16 protein-coding genes and 1 pseudogene are annotated in these 15,627 nt (G+C 71.9%); 11 read left to right on the plus strand and 6 right to left on the minus strand.

Annotated elements, in window-relative coordinates; genetic code table 11:
• Window positions 1-41: 41 nt before the first annotated feature.
• Complete coding sequence (locus FBZ33_RS01535) at window positions 42-1,292, minus strand: HNH endonuclease signature motif containing protein (protein ID WP_141907752.1); 1,251 nt, start codon at window positions 1,290-1,292, stop codon at window positions 42-44.
• Window positions 1,293-1,445: 153 nt separating this feature from the next.
• A complete protein-coding gene (locus FBZ33_RS01540) occupies window positions 1,446-1,925 on the minus strand; it encodes a helix-turn-helix domain-containing protein (RefSeq protein ID WP_088951318.1) in 480 nt (159 codons plus the stop codon).
• 104 nt (window positions 1,926-2,029) lie between these two features.
• Between FBZ33_RS01540 and FBZ33_RS01545 the strand changes: the two genes are divergently transcribed.
• Window positions 2,030-3,577, plus strand: coding sequence for an MFS transporter (locus FBZ33_RS01545; protein ID WP_255508679.1), 1,548 nt, complete (start codon window positions 2,030-2,032; stop codon window positions 3,575-3,577).
• Window positions 3,578-3,647: 70 nt separating this feature from the next.
• Here the strand turns inward: FBZ33_RS01545 and FBZ33_RS01550 are convergent, their stop codons facing one another.
• Window positions 3,648-4,055, minus strand: a complete 408-nt coding sequence (locus FBZ33_RS01550; protein WP_185755177.1) for a RidA family protein — start codon at window positions 4,053-4,055, stop codon at window positions 3,648-3,650.
• On the minus strand, window positions 4,046-4,882 hold the full coding sequence (locus tag FBZ33_RS01555) for an NAD(P)-dependent oxidoreductase (protein WP_185755178.1): 837 nt from the start codon (window positions 4,880-4,882) through the stop codon (window positions 4,046-4,048). Before FBZ33_RS01555 ends, FBZ33_RS01550 begins: the two co-directional genes overlap by 10 nt.
• Window positions 4,883-4,961: 79 nt before the next feature.
• On the opposite strand from FBZ33_RS01555, the gene FBZ33_RS01560 reads away from it, so the two are divergent.
• A complete protein-coding gene (locus FBZ33_RS01560) occupies window positions 4,962-5,867 on the plus strand; it encodes a LysR family transcriptional regulator (protein ID WP_141907754.1) in 906 nt (301 codons plus the stop codon).
• A gap of 34 nt (window positions 5,868-5,901) precedes the next feature.
• Here FBZ33_RS01560 and FBZ33_RS01565 read toward each other — a convergent pair whose 3' ends face one another.
• On the minus strand, window positions 5,902-6,768 hold the full coding sequence (locus tag FBZ33_RS01565; RefSeq protein ID WP_141907755.1) for an oxidoreductase: 867 nt from the start codon (window positions 6,766-6,768) through the stop codon (window positions 5,902-5,904).
• Between the two features lie 132 nt (window positions 6,769-6,900).
• Between FBZ33_RS01565 and FBZ33_RS01570 the strand changes: the two genes are divergently transcribed.
• Window positions 6,901-7,782 (plus strand): helix-turn-helix domain-containing protein, encoded by an 882-nt coding sequence (locus FBZ33_RS01570; protein WP_141907756.1) that lies wholly within the window; start codon window positions 6,901-6,903, stop codon window positions 7,780-7,782.
• Between the two features lie 223 nt (window positions 7,783-8,005).
• Here FBZ33_RS01570 and FBZ33_RS33675 read toward each other — a convergent pair.
• Window positions 8,006-8,215, minus strand: a pseudogene (locus tag FBZ33_RS33675) (winged helix-turn-helix transcriptional regulator); the annotation flags it as partial.
• Here FBZ33_RS33675 and FBZ33_RS01580 point away from each other — a divergent pair.
• The 8 genes from FBZ33_RS01580 to FBZ33_RS01610 all read left to right on the plus strand — a co-directional run bounded on the left by FBZ33_RS01580 (window position 8,174) and on the right by FBZ33_RS01610 (window position 15,582).
• Window positions 8,174-8,569: a nuclear transport factor 2 family protein gene (locus FBZ33_RS01580; RefSeq protein WP_255508680.1), complete on the plus strand. Its 396-nt coding sequence runs from the start codon at window positions 8,174-8,176 to the stop codon at window positions 8,567-8,569. The pseudogene FBZ33_RS33675 and the gene FBZ33_RS01580 overlap by 42 nt on opposite strands.
• 46 nt (window positions 8,570-8,615) lie before the next feature.
• The gene (locus tag FBZ33_RS01585; protein ID WP_099850179.1) at window positions 8,616-9,158 is read left to right on the plus strand and encodes a TetR/AcrR family transcriptional regulator; all 543 of its coding nucleotides are present in this window, start codon (window positions 8,616-8,618) and stop codon (window positions 9,156-9,158) included.
• Window positions 9,159-9,248: 90 nt separating this feature from the next.
• Window positions 9,249-10,280 (plus strand): medium chain dehydrogenase/reductase family protein, encoded by a 1,032-nt coding sequence (locus tag FBZ33_RS01590; protein ID WP_141907758.1) that lies wholly within the window; start codon window positions 9,249-9,251, stop codon window positions 10,278-10,280.
• Between the two features lie 319 nt (window positions 10,281-10,599).
• A complete protein-coding gene (locus FBZ33_RS32575) occupies window positions 10,600-10,773 on the plus strand; it encodes a hypothetical protein (RefSeq protein WP_172862148.1) in 174 nt (57 codons plus the stop codon).
• On the plus strand, window positions 10,770-11,774 hold the full coding sequence (locus tag FBZ33_RS01595) for a glycosyltransferase family 4 protein (RefSeq protein WP_088951324.1): 1,005 nt from the start codon (window positions 10,770-10,772) through the stop codon (window positions 11,772-11,774). Before FBZ33_RS32575 ends, FBZ33_RS01595 begins: the two co-directional genes overlap by 4 nt.
• Before the next feature lie 117 nt (window positions 11,775-11,891).
• Window positions 11,892-13,028 carry a glycosyltransferase gene (locus tag FBZ33_RS01600; RefSeq protein WP_141907759.1) on the plus strand — a complete coding sequence of 379 codons (1,137 nt, stop codon included), beginning with the start codon at window positions 11,892-11,894 and terminating at the stop codon, window positions 13,026-13,028.
• Complete coding sequence (locus FBZ33_RS01605) at window positions 13,025-14,077, plus strand: glycosyltransferase (protein ID WP_141907760.1); 1,053 nt, start codon at window positions 13,025-13,027, stop codon at window positions 14,075-14,077. Before FBZ33_RS01600 ends, FBZ33_RS01605 begins: the two co-directional genes overlap by 4 nt.
• Window positions 14,074-15,582 (plus strand): glycoside hydrolase family 130 protein, encoded by a 1,509-nt coding sequence (locus tag FBZ33_RS01610; RefSeq protein ID WP_141907761.1) that lies wholly within the window; start codon window positions 14,074-14,076, stop codon window positions 15,580-15,582. Before FBZ33_RS01605 ends, FBZ33_RS01610 begins: the two co-directional genes overlap by 4 nt.
• Window positions 15,583-15,627: the final 45 nt, after the last annotated feature.

The following is a 15,627-nucleotide window of genomic DNA, read 5'->3' on the forward strand; positions in this document are numbered from 1 at the left end:
GCAGGGCGGCGAAAGGATCATTCAACGCCTTCGGACCGTGTCTATGTCCGTCGGTGGTAGTGGTTGCGGCGGGGGAGTTGGTCGGGGTCGAGCCAGGCGGGCGGTATGAATTCGGGGTAGCCGTCGCCTGTCAGCCGGACGGTCCAGTCGTTGTGGTGGAGGTGTCGGTGGTGGTGGCCGCAGAGCAGGACGGCGTTGTTGAGGTTGGTGGGGCCGCCGTCGGCCCAGTGGTGGATGTGGTGGGCGTCGCACCAGCGGGGTGGGCGGTCGCAGCCGGGGAAGGCGCAGCCGCGGTCGCGGAGCACGAGGGCGCGGCGTAGTGGGCCGGTGATGAGGCGGCGTTGTCGGCCGAGGTCGAGTGGTTGGCCGGTGCTGTTGAGGACGGCGGGCAGGATCGCGGCGTCGCAGGCGAGTCGGCGCACCGTTTCCGGTGTGAGGTGCAGGCCGATGTCGAGCGCCCCATCGCCCAGCTGCCGGGTCAGCGTGTCGTAGCTGGTGGTGACGACGATCTGGGCGGGGTCGCCGCCGCTGTCGGGTAGCTCACCGGTGCGCAGGGCGAGGCGGCACACGTCGGCGAGGGCGTCGTGGCGGCGCTGGCCGGCAAAGCGGTTGTCGTCGGGGCCGGCGGGTGCGCTGAGGGGGTCGATGGCGGCGCGCAGCAGCGCGGCGGTTTCCGCGTCGAGGGTGGCGGTGAGGCGCAGCCGACCGTCGGTCTGCTCGGAGATGGTGAGGTGCCGGTCGCGGGTCGCCCGGGCGGCCTCGGCGTCGAGTGCGGTGCGGGCGGCGGCGGCGGCGATGTCGGGTGCGACGTGGTCGAGGATGCGGGTGCCGAGTTTGCGCAGCAGGGTGGGGTCGAACTGGCCGGCCCAGTCGACCAGCACACCGACGGCCTTGTCGGTCACCTCCGGCCCGGCGGCCGTCTGCACGGTGGTGACGGTGTCGGCGATGACCCGGGCCTGCTCCATGCTGATCGCGCCGGCCGCCAGCGCATCCCGCACGGCGGTCGGGGCCGCGTCGACGCAGGCCGCGAGATCGACCAACCGGCGGGCCGCCGGAATGGTCAACCGCAGTCGCTCGCGCAACCAGACCGCGGTGCTGGACGCGCCCTGCGCGACCGCAGTGCCCCGACCGTCCACCTCCCGCACCAACGCCAGCTTCACGGCGGCGAGACGCTGCTCCAAGCGGTGCGCGGCATCGAGCGCCGCGACCAGCTCATCATCGGCGACGGCCCAGACGGCGTCGTCAACGCAGGCAGCGACCGCGCCGTCTGCCTGCGCCAACTCCTCGACCATGACCACACACTAGAACAGGTGTACGACAACTTTCAGTGACCAAGATCGATCGGGTGACGGCACGCCGCTGGCCTCGTCAGGCCCTCGGGTGGTCGGCGCCTCAGCCGTCAGCTGCGCCGGATCAGGCCTGGGCCTGATCCGGCGTCTCGGTCGTCAGCTGCGCCGGATCAGGCCCGGGCCGGCGGCGATGTCGATGTCGCCGTCCTCCACCTCGTGGCCGGCCGCGCAGCGGAGCACCGCGCGGACCGGTTCGCCGCAGTCGTGGTGGGTGGCGACGACGGACGGGCCGGCGTCGTCGGCGGCCCAGGTGTCGCCCCAGTTGCGCAGCGCGGTGATCACGGGCAGCAGTTCGTGGCCCTTGCGGGTGAGCTGGTATTCGTGGCGGGTGCGCTGACCCGGCTCCCGGTAGGGGATGCGTTCGAGCAGGTTGGCGGCGACCATTTCCTTGAGTCGGGCGGCCATGGCGGGCTCGCCGACGCCGACCCGGCGGACGAAGTCGTCGAAGCGGCGTGTGCCGAGCAGCGCCTCACGCATGATCAGGACCGTCGACCTGCTGCCGACGATGTCCATCGCCCGGGCTACCGAGCAGTTCTCGCTCGACCAGGAGTCGCGATCTTCTCGGAGGTCCTCCATGCCGTCCAGCGTACCTGACTTGCGTAAAAGCTAGCCAGGTGGTTCACTTGGCCGTCGCTGGCTTATGCGAACGCAAGTCAGCCCGACGAGCATCGAGGACGCCAGTGACCACCAACACCACGGCCCCGACCGCAGCCGCACCCGGACCGGCCACCGCCAGGTCCCTTCGCGGTTCCCGCCCGGTGACCCTGATCGCCATGTGCCTGGGCGCGATGATCACGTTCCTCCAGATCACCGCGACGGTCTCCGCCCTGACGACCATCCAGCGCGATCTTCGGGTCGACCCGACCACCGTGATCTGGATTCCCAGCGCCTACACCCTGGTCGTGGCCAGCGTGGTGCTGTCCGCAGCCACCCTCGGCAACCGCTACGGACGCAAGCGTATGTTCGGCGCCGGCATCCTCGCCATGATCGTGGGCGGTGCCGTGGTGGCCGGTGCCCCCACCGTGGCCTGGGTGATCGTCGGGCAGTTGGTCGCCGGCCTCGGCGGGGCCCTGATCCTGCCCAACAGCCTGGCGATCCTCGGAGTGACCTTCACCGACCCGCACCGCCGTACCGAGGTCATCACCGCGTGGGCGGCCGCCTCCGGCATCGGGCTCGCGATCGGCCCGCTCATCGCCGGCACCCTGCTGAAGCACTACTCGTGGCACAGCGTCTACCTGTCGACGATCGTGCTGGGCGTGGTCACCCTCGTCGTCGCCGCCATCGGCGTGGCCGAGTCCCGGCCGAGCGCAGGCCGACTCGACGTACCCGGCCTGCTGCTCGGCACCGTCGCCATCGCCGCGGCCGTCTACGCCCTGATCCAGGGCGGCAAGGACGGCTACACCAGCCCGGTGGTGACGATGGCCTGGATCGCCGCTGCTGCCGCGCTTGTCGCGTTCGTCCTGGTCGAGCTGCGTTCCGATGCGCCGATGCTCGACATACGGCTGTTCCGGTCCGCGTCGTTCAGCGCCGTCATGGTCGTCGCCGCGGTGTCGCTGTTCGGCTTCACCGGCGTGGCGATCCTGCTGGTCCTCTTCCACGAACGTGTCCAGGCACTCAGCCCGCTGGACACCGGCTGGCGGATGCTGGTGCTCTTCGGCGCCTACGTGGTCGTCGCCTTCGGTGCCGGGCGGGCGATCCGTCGTACCGGCTTCAAAGCGCCGCTCACCCTCGGCCTGGTCCTGGGTGCGGTGGCGAGCTTCGGCCTGGCGGCCCAGGGTCCCACCGCGTCGTTCGGTCACCGGTGGGCGCTGTTCGCCTTGTTCGGTGCCGCAGGCGGCCTTGTGGTGGCTCCGGCGACCGCCGCCGCGTTGGCCAGCGTCGCGCCCGCGCAGGCCGGGATGGCCTCCGGCGCGGTCAACGCCGCCCGACAGGTCGGCTCCGTGCTCGGCACGTCCCTGCTGGGCACGCTGCTCACCACCACGATGCTGGCCGACCTGCCCGACCGGTTGGCCGCGCACCAGGTCGCCGAACCCACCCGTGGCGCCGTGCAGGCGGCGGTGGCCGCCGGTGTCACCGGCGACCAGCCGCTGCCCGACCCGGTCCGGGCGGCGATCGCCGAAGCCATGACCTCCGGCGTCCAGGCCGGGTTGCGGATCAACGGCATCGTCTTCCTCGTCACCGCCGTGCTCACGCTCGCCCTCGTCCGCAACCGGCCGGACCAGCACTGAGACCGGCCGCACCAGCACTGAGACCAGTGCGCCGACTGCGCCGATCGCCACGAAGATCAGCCGATCCCGGTCAACCCGTGGTCACGGCCGCGGTGACCTCGACCTCCAGCACCGCGCCGTCGAGAAAGAGCCGGCTCACCTCGACGGTGGTGCTGGCGGGCCTGGTCTGCCCGAAGTAGCGGTTGCGGACGTCCGCATAGCCGGCCAGGTCGCCGAGGTCGGTCATGAACGTCCGGACGTGCAGCACGTCGGCGAAGGTGGCGCCGTGCGCCGCGAGCAGCGCGCCGATCAACTCGAAGATCCGTTCGGACTGCGTCCGCACGTCGCCGGGTGCGACCACCGCGCCGGCTTCGTCCACCCCGACCTGACCGGAGAGCATCAGCAGCGCGCCCCCTGGTAGGTCGAGGCGGGCGACGTGCGCGAACCGATCGCCGAACGGCGCGGCGACGGTCGTCGGGTTGTCCAGGGTCAGGTCCACTGATTCTCCTCGGAAGCGGCGGCGTCGGTGAGACGGGCGATGTCGTCCTGCGGATGGCGCGCGGCCGCCAGCGCCGACGCGGCGGCGCGCAGCAGGGGCACCGGCGCGTCGCCGAGCACGTCGAGGGCGAGTCGGGCGTCCTTGGTGGCCAGGGCGGCGGCGAACGCGGCGTCCGTGGCGGTCGCCCGGGCGACCGCGCCGCCGAGTGGCCCGGTGCCAAGTGCATCGATCGCGGTACGTCGGTCGACGCCGACGGCGTCCGCGACGGTGAGCGTGTCCGCGACCGCGGTGACAGCGGTGATCAGCGCGGTGTTGAGCACCAGCTTCAACGCGGCGCCCCGGCCGGAGCCGCCGCAGCGACGGACGGTGCCCAACGTCCCCAGCAGCGGGGCGATCCGCTCGACGACCGCCTCTTCCCCGCCGGCCAGGACCACGAGTTGGCCCGTCTCGGCAGCCCTGGCACTGCCGGCGACCGGAGCGTCAACCAGCGGTACTCCCGCCGGCAGCAGGGTGGCCAGTTCGGCCACGGCCCGGGGACCGATGGTGGACATCTCGATCACGGGGGTGCCCGACCGCAGCGCCAGTGCCGCACCGGAGTCGACCAACGTGTGCCGGACGGCGACCGCATCGGTGAGCATGGTGATCACCACGTCGGCGTCGCGGACCGCCTCGGCTGGGCTGCCAGCGGCTCGCGCCCCGGCGTCGACGAGCCGGGCCGTGCGGGCGGACGTGCGATTCCAGACGGTGACCGGGTGCCCGGTGGCCAGCAGCCGACGGCCGATCGCGGTGCCCATCGTGCCCGTCCCCAACAGTGCGATCTCGAACATGTCGCCAACGCTAGGGGGCGGAAAGCCATGCCACCAGCGACTGTTATGCATCGCTGCCATGCTGCGGGAGCATGGCACGATGCAGCTGAACGCACTCCAGGTCTTCCGTGCCGTCGCCGAGCACGGCTCCATCACGGCTGCGGCCCGAAGCCTGCGCTACACCCAGTCGGCGGTGTCCCGCCAGATCGCCGCGCTGGAAGCCGAGACCGGGTCGCCGTTGCTGGACCGGTTGCCGCGCGGTGTCGCCCTGACCGAGCAGGGCCGTTGCCTGCTCGGCCACGCCGAGGCGGTGCTCGACCGGCTGGACACCGCCCGGCGGGACCTGGCGGCGCTGCGCGACCTGTCCGCCGGCCGGTTGCGGGTCGGCGCGTTCCCCACGGCGGTCGCCGCGCTTGTGCCACGTGCTCTGGCCAGCTTCAGGTCCGAGCATCCCGAGGTGGCCCTGTCGCTGGTCGAAGGGCTCACGCCCGGGCTGCTGGAGCGCCTGGTCGACGGCGGCGCCGACGTTGCCGTGGTGAGCGCCGCCTCGGACCAGCCGCTCGACGGCGACCAGTTCGACCTGCACCACCTCGTCGACGAGACGCTTCTGGTGGCCGTTCCCCGGACGCATCGGCTCGCCCACCGGCGGACCATCCGTCTGCGCGACCTGGCCGACGAGTCGTTCATCGCCGGCTCGGCGACCGCCGAGGAGACCCTGCTGCGGGCGACCCTACCGGCGGGTTTTCGCCCGCGCATCGACATCGTCGCGGCCGAGTGGACCGGCAAGCTCGGCTGTGTCGCGGCAGGCCTGGGCGTCGCGCTGGTGCCGGCCCTGGCCGTACGCGCCGCTCCATCCGACCTGACCCTGCTCCGCCTGCACCCCGACGACGCCTCCGTCCGGCGGATCTTCGCCGCGACCGTCGCCGGGCGGAGCCGACCACCGGCGGTGCGGCGGTTCCTCACCCATCTGGACCGGGCGGCGGGCCTGAGTGAAGCGGGCGGGTGACGCGGACCGCCGTGTGGCGGTCCGCGTCCCGGCGTCAGCCGCCGATGGTGTCAAGCTCTTCGATCGCGTCGGCGGGCAGCTTCAGGTCGGCAGCGGCGATGTTCTCCCGCAGGTGCGCCAGCGTCGAGGTGCCCGGGATCAGCACCGTGGTGGGGGAGCGCTGGAGCAGCCACGCCAGGGCGACCTGCTGCGGCGACGACCCCACCCGGGCGGCCACTTCGTTGAGTGTGTCGGACTGCAACGGCGTGAACCCGCCGAGCGGGAAGAACGCGGCGAACGCGATGTTCCCCGCCGCGCACCGGTCCACCAGGGCGTCGTCCTTCCGGTTGGCGAGGTTGTAAAGGTTCTGGACAGTGACTACCGGGGCGATGGCCTGGGCCTCGGTGAGCTGGTCGAGCGTGACGTTGCTGAGCCCGAGGTGCCGGATCAGCCCCTCCTGCCGCAGTTCGGCGAGGGCGCCGAACTGTTCGGAGAGGGGATCGTCGCCGGTGCCCTCCGCTACACCGACCCGCAGGTTGACCACGTCGAGGACGTCCAGGCCGAGGTGCTGGAGGTTGTCCCGGACCTGGGCCTTCAGTTCGTCCGGCTCCAGCGCCGGGATCCAGGAGCGGTCGGCGCCGCGGCGCGCGCCGACCTTGGTGACCAGGTGCAGATCCTCGGGGTACGGGTGCAGTGCCTCGCGGATCAGCTCGTTCACCACCACCGGGCCGTAGAAGTCGCTGGTGTCGATGTGCCGGACACCGAGGTCGACGGCCTCGCGGAGCACGGCGATCGCCTGCTCGCGGTCGCGGGGCGGGCCGAAGACACCCGGGCCGGCCAACTGCATAGCTCCGTAGCCCATCCGGCTGAGGGTGAGGCCGTCAGCCAGGGTCAGGGACCCGCCGGGAAGGTTCTCGCTCATGTCGTCCTCTATCCGTGATCGGAGTGGATATGCGTCGACTGTGCGTCGGGGGTCGGCCGGCCGGCAGGGCGAGCTGTTCCTGGTAGTGACACAGCCAGTCACCGGGCGGCCCGGCGATCTACCGTCGGTCTCATGGACGCGACGAACCCGCTCGGCGAATTTCTGCGTGCCCGCCGGGAGCAGACCCGGCCCGAGGACGTCGGGCTCGGCCCGGGAGTGGGCCTGCGCCGGGTGCCGGGGCTGCGGCGCGAGGAGGTGGCGATGCTGGCCGGGATCAGCGCCGACTACTACCTGCGGTTGGAACAGGGCCGCGAGCGGCATCCGTCGGTGCAGGTCCTCGATGCCCTGGCCGGGGTGCTGGGGTTGGACCCGGAGGCGACCGCGTACATGATCGGGCTGAGCCGTGCGCGGTCGCGCCGGGCAGCCCGACCGGCCGTTGACCGGGTGCCGGCCAGCATCCTGCACCTGCTGCGGCAGCTCGACATGCCGGCCTTCGTGCAGAACCGCTACCTCGACATCCTGGCCTCGAACCCGATGGCGAGGGCACTGTCGCCGAATCTCGCCCCGGGCGCCAACCGACTACGCGCGGTGTTTCTGGATGAGGCCGAGCGGGAGCTGTTCCGCGACTGGCGGCAGGCGATGCAGAGCGTGGTGGGGCAGATGCGCGCCGACTCGGGCGGGGCCACCGACGACCCCCGGTTGACGGCGTTGGTGGGGGAGCTGTCACTCAAGAGCGACTGCTTCCGCCGGTTGTGGGCGCGTCACGAGGTGCGTCGGCGGGAGGGCGTGGTCAGCCGGCTGCGTCATCCCGAGGTGGGTGACCTCGACCTGTACTGCGACAAGCTCGCGGTGGCGGGCGCCGACGGGCAACTGCTGGTGATCTACCACGCCGAGCCGGGTACGGAGTCCGCACGCTCGTTGGCGCTGCTCGGCTCGATCGCTGCCAGCACCCGGGACGACACCCCGGACAGTCTCCGACCCGGTGACCCGGCTCGGCTCTACCCGTCGGAGTGAGCTGACCCGGTACGTAGCGCTTGCGCATGGCCTCGCTGGCGGCCGGGCCGGCGGCGAAGACGAAGTCGGCGTCGTCGAGCGGGCGCCCGGTGCTGCGGTCCACGATCACCGGGTCGGCCTCCACGCCGGTGTTCCGGTCGACCAGGATCATGCTGCGCTCGCTCGGGTCGAGGCGTGAGTTGCCCCAGGCGGCGAGGGCGACGACGACGGGCCGCAGGCTGCGACCGAGGTCGGTGAGGACGTACTCGTAGCGGTCGGGCCTGGTCTGGTAGCGGCGTCGTTCGAGCAGCCCCTGCCCGGTCAGGGCCTTGAGTCGGCTGGTCAGGATGCTGGACGAGACGCCCAGGTTGGCCTGGAACTGATCGAAGCGGGTGTAGCCGTCGAAGGCGTCATGCAGGATCAGCAGCGTCCCAGCTTCCTGCTGCCCAGCCACGTCCGGGAGGGACGCGAAACCATGACCGCCACCCAGGCCGCACCGGCCATCATCCGCCGCTATTTCGAGCTGGCCGGCCAGCCCGACTCGGAGGACTACTTCGGTCTCTTCGCCGAGGACGCCGTGGTCGAGGACGAGTCGACCGAGTACCGGGGCATCGAGGCCATCCGCCGGTGGCGTCGAGCCGTGCCGCTGGTGTCGTACGAGATCACCGACATCGAGGAAACTTCCGCCGGCACGATCGTGACCGCGACGATCACCGGCGACTTTCCGGGCAGTCCCTTCGCCGGGCTCCGCTACCGCTTCAGTGACTACGACGAGAGCGCGATCCGGGCCCTGCGGATCGCGCCCTGACCGTCGAGGGTTGACGACACAAGTTTGTGAGTGCACACTTACAAACATGCGATCGACCGCCGAGGCCCGCCGGGTCACCGTCCTGAGCGCCGCAGTGTCGGCCTTTGCGCGCACCGGCTTCCACGCCACCCCGGTCACCGCCGTGGCCGCCGCCGCCGGCATCTCCGAGGCGTACGTCTTCCGGCTCTTCTCCGGCAAGCTCGGGTTGTTCGTGGCGTCGGCCGCTGCGTGCTTCGACAGGATCGCCGCAGCGATCGAAGCGGGGGCAGAGCGCGCCACGGGCGACAGCCCGGAGGAGATCCTCGACGCGATGGGTGACGCCTACGCGGAGCTGATCGCCGATCGCAATCTCCTGCTCTTCCAGGTCCAGGCGCAGGCCGTCACGGACATCCCCGAGATCGCCGAGGCGGTGCGGGCCGGCTACCGGCAGGTCGCCACCCTCGTGCAGAGCCGGGCCGGCGCCAGCGACGCACAGGTGCAGCAGTTCTTCGCCTACGGCCAGCTCTGCCACCTGATCGTGACCGCCGGCCTGGAGCAGGTCTCCGAACCGTGGGCTCGCGCCCTGACCGCCGGCATCCGCCACCCCTGACCCGACGTACGACCCCAGGGCCGCACCCGCGGCCCACTTTTTCGGCTCGATAAGTGTGTGAGTGCACACTTACAAACAAGGGAGAACCCGATGACGACCGATGCGATGATCACTGAAGTGGTGCTGCCCGGCGTGGTAGAGCCCGACGGCCTCCGGCTGCGCCGCCGTCCCATGCCCGCCCCGGCCCCGGGGCAGGCGCTCGTCCAGGTCGAGGCCACCGGCATCTCGTTCGCCGAGCAGCAGATGCGCCACGACCTCTACCCCGGCCAGCCGAAGTTCCCGTTCGTGCCCGGCTACGACCTCGTCGGCACCGTCCGGGCGGTCGGTCCCGGCGGCGACCACTCACTGGTCGGCACTCGGGTCGCGGCGGTCACCAAGACCGGCGGCTGGGCCTCGCACGCGCTGGCCGACATCGACGCCCTGGCCCCGGTACCCGCTGGTCTCGACCCCGCCGAGGCCGAGACCGTCGTCGTCAACGGGGTCACCGCCTGGCAGATGGTGCGGGGCGCCGACCTGCGCGCCGGGCAGACCATCCTCGTGCACGGCGCGAACGGCGGCGTCGGGACCGTGCTCGTCCAGCTTGGACGCCACCTCGGCCTGCGGGTCATCGGCACCGCCGCCGTACGGCACCATGCCGCGCTGCGCGAACTCGGCGTCGAACCGCTCGACTACCGCGACCCGAACATGGCCGCGCGCGTCCGCGAGTTGTCGCCGGGTGGCGTCGACGCCGTCTTCGACCCGGTCGCCGGCCCGGGCGTACGCACCTCGTACGACCTGCTCGCCCCGCGCGGCAAGCTGGTCGTCTACGGCAACGCCGCCGCCGTGGGCTCCGGCCAGTCGGTCGTGTGGGTCTTCGTGAAGCTGCTGGCCCGCCTCTACACCTGGAACGCGCTGCCGAACGGCCACCGGGCCGGTTTCTACAACTTCTGGGCCGGTCACCTCACCCGCCGCACCGCGTTCCGGCGCCGTCTGCGCACCGACCTCGGCATCGTGCTCGACCTGCTGCGGCAAGGAGTGATCGTGCCGCAGATCGCCGCCCGCTACCCGCTCAGCGAGGTTTCCGCCGCACTGGTGTTCGCCGAGACCCGCAGCCGGCCCGGCAAGGTGGTGCTGGAGCCCTGACCATCACACGCGTGTCTGGCAGGCCTCGCCACACCGGTGCGTATGCAGTCGAGGGCCCCGAGGGCGTACGGTGGACACGTCGCCCGGGATCCCGGTGGCCGCCAGACGCCGTCGCCACCAGCCCATCAGGGGCGTTACCGATCGTCATCCCCGTCGCCGCGACTCTTTGGCCGTGTCGGCCGATCGCCGAGCACGTGCCGGCTGTCGGGTTCCGCCGCCATCGCGGTCGGAACAGTTGGTGGTCCGGATCCGACGCACGCATGCACACCACTGTCCGTGCGAATGATCATTTTGAACACCCAACCAGGGGGAGCACCAGATGAGGATCGCCAGGGACAGGATCGTCACCGCACTTCGCGACCGGGGCCAGCAGGCCCGGGCCGACTGGGTCGAGCGTGAGCTGCCGGAGCGCGTGGACCCGGCGAAGCACTCCGGCCTGCTCGCCACCCTGCACCTCAACCCAGCTGATCTCGTCGACGCGTCCTCCCCTTGAGGGTTGCGCTGCTCGGACCGGTCGCCTGGCGTACGCCCCCGCACCACTACGGGCCGTGGGAGCAGGTGACCGGCCTGCTCGCCGAAGGGCTGGTCAGCCGCGGCGTGGACGTGACGCTCTTCGCGACACTGGACTCCGTCACCTCCGCCCAGCTCGATGGAGTCTGCCCACGGGGGTACGCGGACGACCCCGACCTGGACGGTCGGGTGTGGGAGGCGATGCACGTCTCCCACGCGATGGCCCGCTCGGCGCAGTTCGACGTGGTGCACAGCCACCTGGACTGGCTGCCGCTGGCCTTCGCGGAACACTGCCGGGCACCGCTGCTGACCACGGTGCACGGCTTCTCCGGCGCGGGGATCCTGCCCGCCTACGGCCGAGCCCGCTCGTCGTACGTGTCGATCTCCGACGCCGACCGGGCACCGGAACTCGACTACGTTGCCACGGTCTACCACGGCGTCGACGTCGGCGGTCTGCCGTTCACCGACAAGGCCGGCCCTGGGCTGGCCGCCTTCGGCCGGATCCACCCGGACAAGGGCACCCACACCGCTATCGAGATCGCCCGCCGCGCCGGCCGGCCGCTGACCATCTGCGGGATCGTGCAGGACGAGCGGTACTTCGCCGAAGAGGTGGCACCGCACATCGACGGTGACCAGGTCGTCTTCCTCGGGTCGGTGGGCCCGCAACGGCGTGCCGAGGTGCTGGGCGAGAGCACCGCGCTGCTGCACCCGATCGCCTTCGACGAGCCGTTCGGGCTGTCGGTCGTGGAATCGATGGTCTGCGGCACCCCGGTCGTCGCCTATCGGCGGGGGTCCATGCCCGAGGTGGTCGACGAAGGGGTGACGGGCCTCCTCGTCCACACCGTCGACCAGGCCGTCGAGGCGATCACCCGGGCCGCCGACCTCGATCGGGCGGAATGTCGGGCGCAGGCTTTGAAGCGCTTCAGCGCCGACCGGATGGTCACCGACTATCTCGCGGTCTACGACCAGCTCGTTCGTAACTGACTGAGCCGCACACCTCTTCGTTCCGCCGGTCACACACGCTGACCGGCGTGCGCCGTTCCCGCGTGAGGCTCACCGCGTACTCCTGTGGTGGGCCGACAACCGGAAGGCACGACGTTCATGCCCAGCTACGGATTCCTCAGCACCCACCCACCGACCCGGTGCGGCCTGGCCACGTTCAACGCCGCCCTCGCCGCCCAGCTCACTGCCGACGGCACCCACGGCGGCATCGTCCGGGTCACCGATCACGGCGACGACCAACGGCCCGCGCCCGGGGTCGTGCACACCTGGTCGGCGCGGGACCCGGCCGGCTGGCGGGACGCGGCGGCCGCCCTCAACGCGTACGACGTGGCGATCGTCCAGCACGAGTACGGCATCTACCCCGGCACCGACGGCGAGGAGGTCCTGCCGTTGCTGCGGCGCCTCAGCGTGCCGAGCATCGTGGTCCTGCACACCGTCCTCAGCCAGCCCTCCGCCCGGCAGAAATCCCTGCTGGAGCAGATCGTGGCCACCGCCGGGGCGGTCGTCACGATGACCGACACCGCCCGGGACCGGCTGCTCGTCGGGTACGCAGTGCCAGCGGGCAAGGTGACTGTCATCCCGCACGGCGCCGCCGAGCTTGCCGGTGTGCCCGTCGACCGGCGTGCCCGCCCGCACCTGCTGACCTGGGGACTGATCGGCCCGGGCAAGGGCATCGAGTGGTCGTTGCGGGCCCTCGCGCGCTTGCAGGATCTGGAACCGACTCCGACCTACACGGTCGCCGGACGGACCCACCCGAAGGTGATCGAGCACCACGGTGAGGCGTACCGGGCCGGGCTGCACCAGCTCGGCGCCCAGCTGGGTGTCGCGCACGCCGTCGACTATCAGGACATCTACCACGGCCAGGAGGCACTGGGCCGGCTGATCCGATCCGCCGACGTGGTCGTCCTGCCCTACGACTCCCGCGAACAGGTCACCTCCGGCGTCCTCATCGAAGCGGTGGCCGCCGGGGTGCCCGTCGTGGCGACGGCGTTCCCGCACGCCGTCGAGCTGCTGACCGGTGGGCCCGGTCTGGTCGTACCCCATCAGAACCCGGCGGCGCTGGCCAAGGCGATCCGGCGGGTCCTGACCGAGCCGGGACTGGCCGCCCGGTTGGCCGGGCGGGTCCGCCCGCTGGCCGCGGACCTGCGCTGGCCGGCGGTGGCGGCCCGCTACGGGACCCTCGCCGAAGACCTCCTGGCCGCCCGCTCGCCCACCGTCAGCCCCGTGCCGGCGTGACGGCGACCACCGGACACCCCCGGACCGCGACGGGTGAGCGCTGGGTGACGGCGCCCCCGCCGAGCTTCGCGCACCTGGCACGGCTGAGTGACGACACCGGTCTGTTCGAGCATGCCCGGCACGCCATCGTCCGCCGCGAGCACGGCTATTGCACCGACGACGTGGCTCGCGGCCTGGTGGTCGTCAGCCGCGAGCCGGAGCCGAGCGACGAGCTGCTCCGGCTCGCGGAGCGCTACCTGGCGTTCCTGACCCACGCGCAGGACACCGACGGCGCGTTCCACAACCGACTCGGGCACGACCGGCGCTGGGCCGACGAACCAGGGCTCGGCGACTGGTGGGGTCGGGCGCTGTGGGGCCTGGGCACTGCCGTCGCCCGCAGCCCCGCGCCCTGGGTACGGGAGGAGGCGCTGGTGGCGTTCAGCCGGGGTGCCACCCGGCGCGCCAAGGCACCGCACGCGATGGCGTTCGCCGGTCTGGGCGCAGCCGAGGTGCTCCGCCGTCACCCGGGTCACGTCGCTGCGGCATCCCTGCTCGCGGACGCCGCCAGCACTGTCGGCCCGGCCGGGTCCGACCCGCGGTGGCCGTGGCCACGGCAGGAGTTGACCTACGCGAACGCGGCCCTCGCCGAGGTGGTCATCGCCGCCAGCCAGCTTCGCGAGGGTGGTCCACCTCTCCACGACGGCCTGCTGATGTTGACCTGGCTGCACCAGGCCCAGCTCCGCGACGGGCGGTTGTCGGTCGTACCCGCCGGGGGGTGGCGGCGCGGCGCCGTACGACTGCACCACGACCAGCAGCCGATCGAGGTCGCCGCCTTCGCGGACGCCTGCGCCACCGCTGCCACTGTCACCGGGGACCCCGGGTGGGACGTCGGCGTGCGGCAGTCGGTCGGGTGGTTCCTCGGTGACAACGACCTCGGCACCCCGATGTGGGATCCGGCGACCGGCGGTGGCTACGACGGGCTGACCGCGCACGGGCCCAACCTCAACCAGGGCGCCGAGTCCACGCTCGCGCTCATCTCCACCCTGCAGCACGCCCGGCGGTGGTCGTGACCCGGAGCCTGGCCGTCCGTCAGGACGTCACCCTCACCCCGGACCCACGCCGGGTCATCATCAAGCTCTTCGTCCCGGGTGAGGACGCCGCGGTGGTACGCACCCGCGCGCGGGCACTCATCGACCGGGTCGCGCGCCTCGGCGACGAGGAGACCGGCCGGCTGCTGCGGGACACCTTCGACCGCTTCGGCGCCCGGCACCGCGACCTGGCCGGCACGTTCCACCACCACTACGACCTGGTCGGGCACCGGGCCGCGCGGGCCGGGGACCTCTCGCCGACCAGCCGGCTGCTGGTCGGCGCCTACTTCAGCCACGAGTACGCCGTCGAGGCCGCCGCCCTCTGCAACCCGTCGATGGTGGCCCACCCGGACCAGACCGAGCTCGGCGCCGGGCAACTTCGCGTCGCCGTCAGCCTGCGCCAGGTAGGGGAGGGGCACGTGTCCTCCATCGGGTTCGCCACCGCGGTCATCGGACCAGGGCGGCAGCTCACGGTCGCCGACCGGTCCGGTCCGTTGGCCGTCGGGCAGCGGGTGGGCGTACGGCACCGTCGGGACCTGCTCGTCGCCGGCCTGGCCGAGGAGGACTGCGACAACGAGGTCGCCGCCACGGTGCTCGACGCCCTGCCCGAGTGGTACGACGAGGCCACCTTCGAGCGGGTGCTCGCCAACCTGCCACCCGATCTGCTCTCTCGCAGCACCGGGTTGGGCACCCTCGAACAACTGCGTCGCACCAACGCCGGCAGCTACGCCACGGCCTTTCCCGCCGACACGGCCCTGCACCAACGGGTGCTCTGGCCGGCCACCCCGGCAGAGAGCAACGGCATGGAGGATGCGCGGTTCGTCCGGTTCGTCGACGAGTCCGGGCCGGTGTACCGGGCCACCTACACCGCCTACGACGGCCGGAGCATCGCCACCCGTGCGCTGGTCAGCAGTGACCTGCGCCGCTTCGAGATGACCCCGATGCGCGGGCCGGGTGCCCGGAACAAGGGGATCGCGCTGTTTCCGCGTACCGTCGGCGGCCGGCACCTGGCCTTGTGCCGTGCCGACGGCGAGACCATCGGTCTGACCACTCTGGACAGCGACAACCGCTGGCAGGCTCCGGCCCCGTTGCACGCCCCGGGCGAGAGTTGGGAGCTGATCCAGGTCGGCAACTGCGGGTCTCCCATCGAGACCGACGCGGGTTGGCTCGTCCTCACCCACGGGGTCGGGCCGATGCGCCGGTACGCGATCGGCGCGCTCCTGCTCGACCTGCACAGACCGGAGCGGGTCGTCGCGCACCTGCCCGGCGTGCTCCTGGCACCCGACGAGAACGACCGGGACGGGTACGTTCCCAACGTCGTCTACTCCTGTGGGGCACTCGTGCACGACGGTGAGCTGTGGGTGCCGTACGGGGCGAGTGACGCCCGGGTTGGTTTCGCCACCGTGTCGGTGCCCGCGCTGCTCAGCGCCATGGTGCAGGCCCCACCGCCGGTGACCGCGACTGTTGAACTGGGTGGGGCAGGGTAGCCTCACGCTGGCACTACGTGCTCCCGCGGTCGGGGGAGGACTCGG

This window comes from Micromonospora sp. A202 (assembly GCF_006715105.1).
Taxonomy (GTDB): domain Bacteria; phylum Actinomycetota; class Actinomycetes; order Mycobacteriales; family Micromonosporaceae; genus Micromonospora; species Micromonospora zamorensis.

Excerpts from the sequence above, each read along its gene's own strand:
- FBZ33_RS01535 (WP_141907752.1), bottom strand. The coding sequence starts at position 1,292 with ATGGTCGAGGAGTTGGCGCAGGCAGACGGCGCGGTCGCTGCCTGCGTT.
- FBZ33_RS01540 (WP_088951318.1), bottom strand. The coding sequence starts at position 1,925 with ATGGAGGACCTCCGAGAAGATCGCGACTCCTGGTCGAGCGAGAACTGC.
- FBZ33_RS01555 (WP_185755178.1), bottom strand. The coding sequence starts at position 4,882 with ATGTTCGAGATCGCACTGTTGGGGACGGGCACGATGGGCACCGCGATC.
- FBZ33_RS01560 (WP_141907754.1), top strand. The coding sequence starts at position 4,962 with ATGCAGCTGAACGCACTCCAGGTCTTCCGTGCCGTCGCCGAGCACGGC.
- FBZ33_RS01565 (WP_141907755.1), bottom strand. The coding sequence starts at position 6,768 with ATGAGCGAGAACCTTCCCGGCGGGTCCCTGACCCTGGCTGACGGCCTC.
- FBZ33_RS01570 (WP_141907756.1), top strand. The coding sequence starts at position 6,901 with ATGGACGCGACGAACCCGCTCGGCGAATTTCTGCGTGCCCGCCGGGAG.
- FBZ33_RS01580 (WP_255508680.1), top strand. The coding sequence starts at position 8,174 with ATGCAGGATCAGCAGCGTCCCAGCTTCCTGCTGCCCAGCCACGTCCGG.
- FBZ33_RS01585 (WP_099850179.1), top strand. The coding sequence starts at position 8,616 with ATGCGATCGACCGCCGAGGCCCGCCGGGTCACCGTCCTGAGCGCCGCA.
- FBZ33_RS01590 (WP_141907758.1), top strand. The coding sequence starts at position 9,249 with ATGACGACCGATGCGATGATCACTGAAGTGGTGCTGCCCGGCGTGGTA.
- FBZ33_RS32575 (WP_172862148.1), top strand. The coding sequence starts at position 10,600 with ATGAGGATCGCCAGGGACAGGATCGTCACCGCACTTCGCGACCGGGGC.
- FBZ33_RS01600 (WP_141907759.1), top strand. The coding sequence starts at position 11,892 with ATGCCCAGCTACGGATTCCTCAGCACCCACCCACCGACCCGGTGCGGC.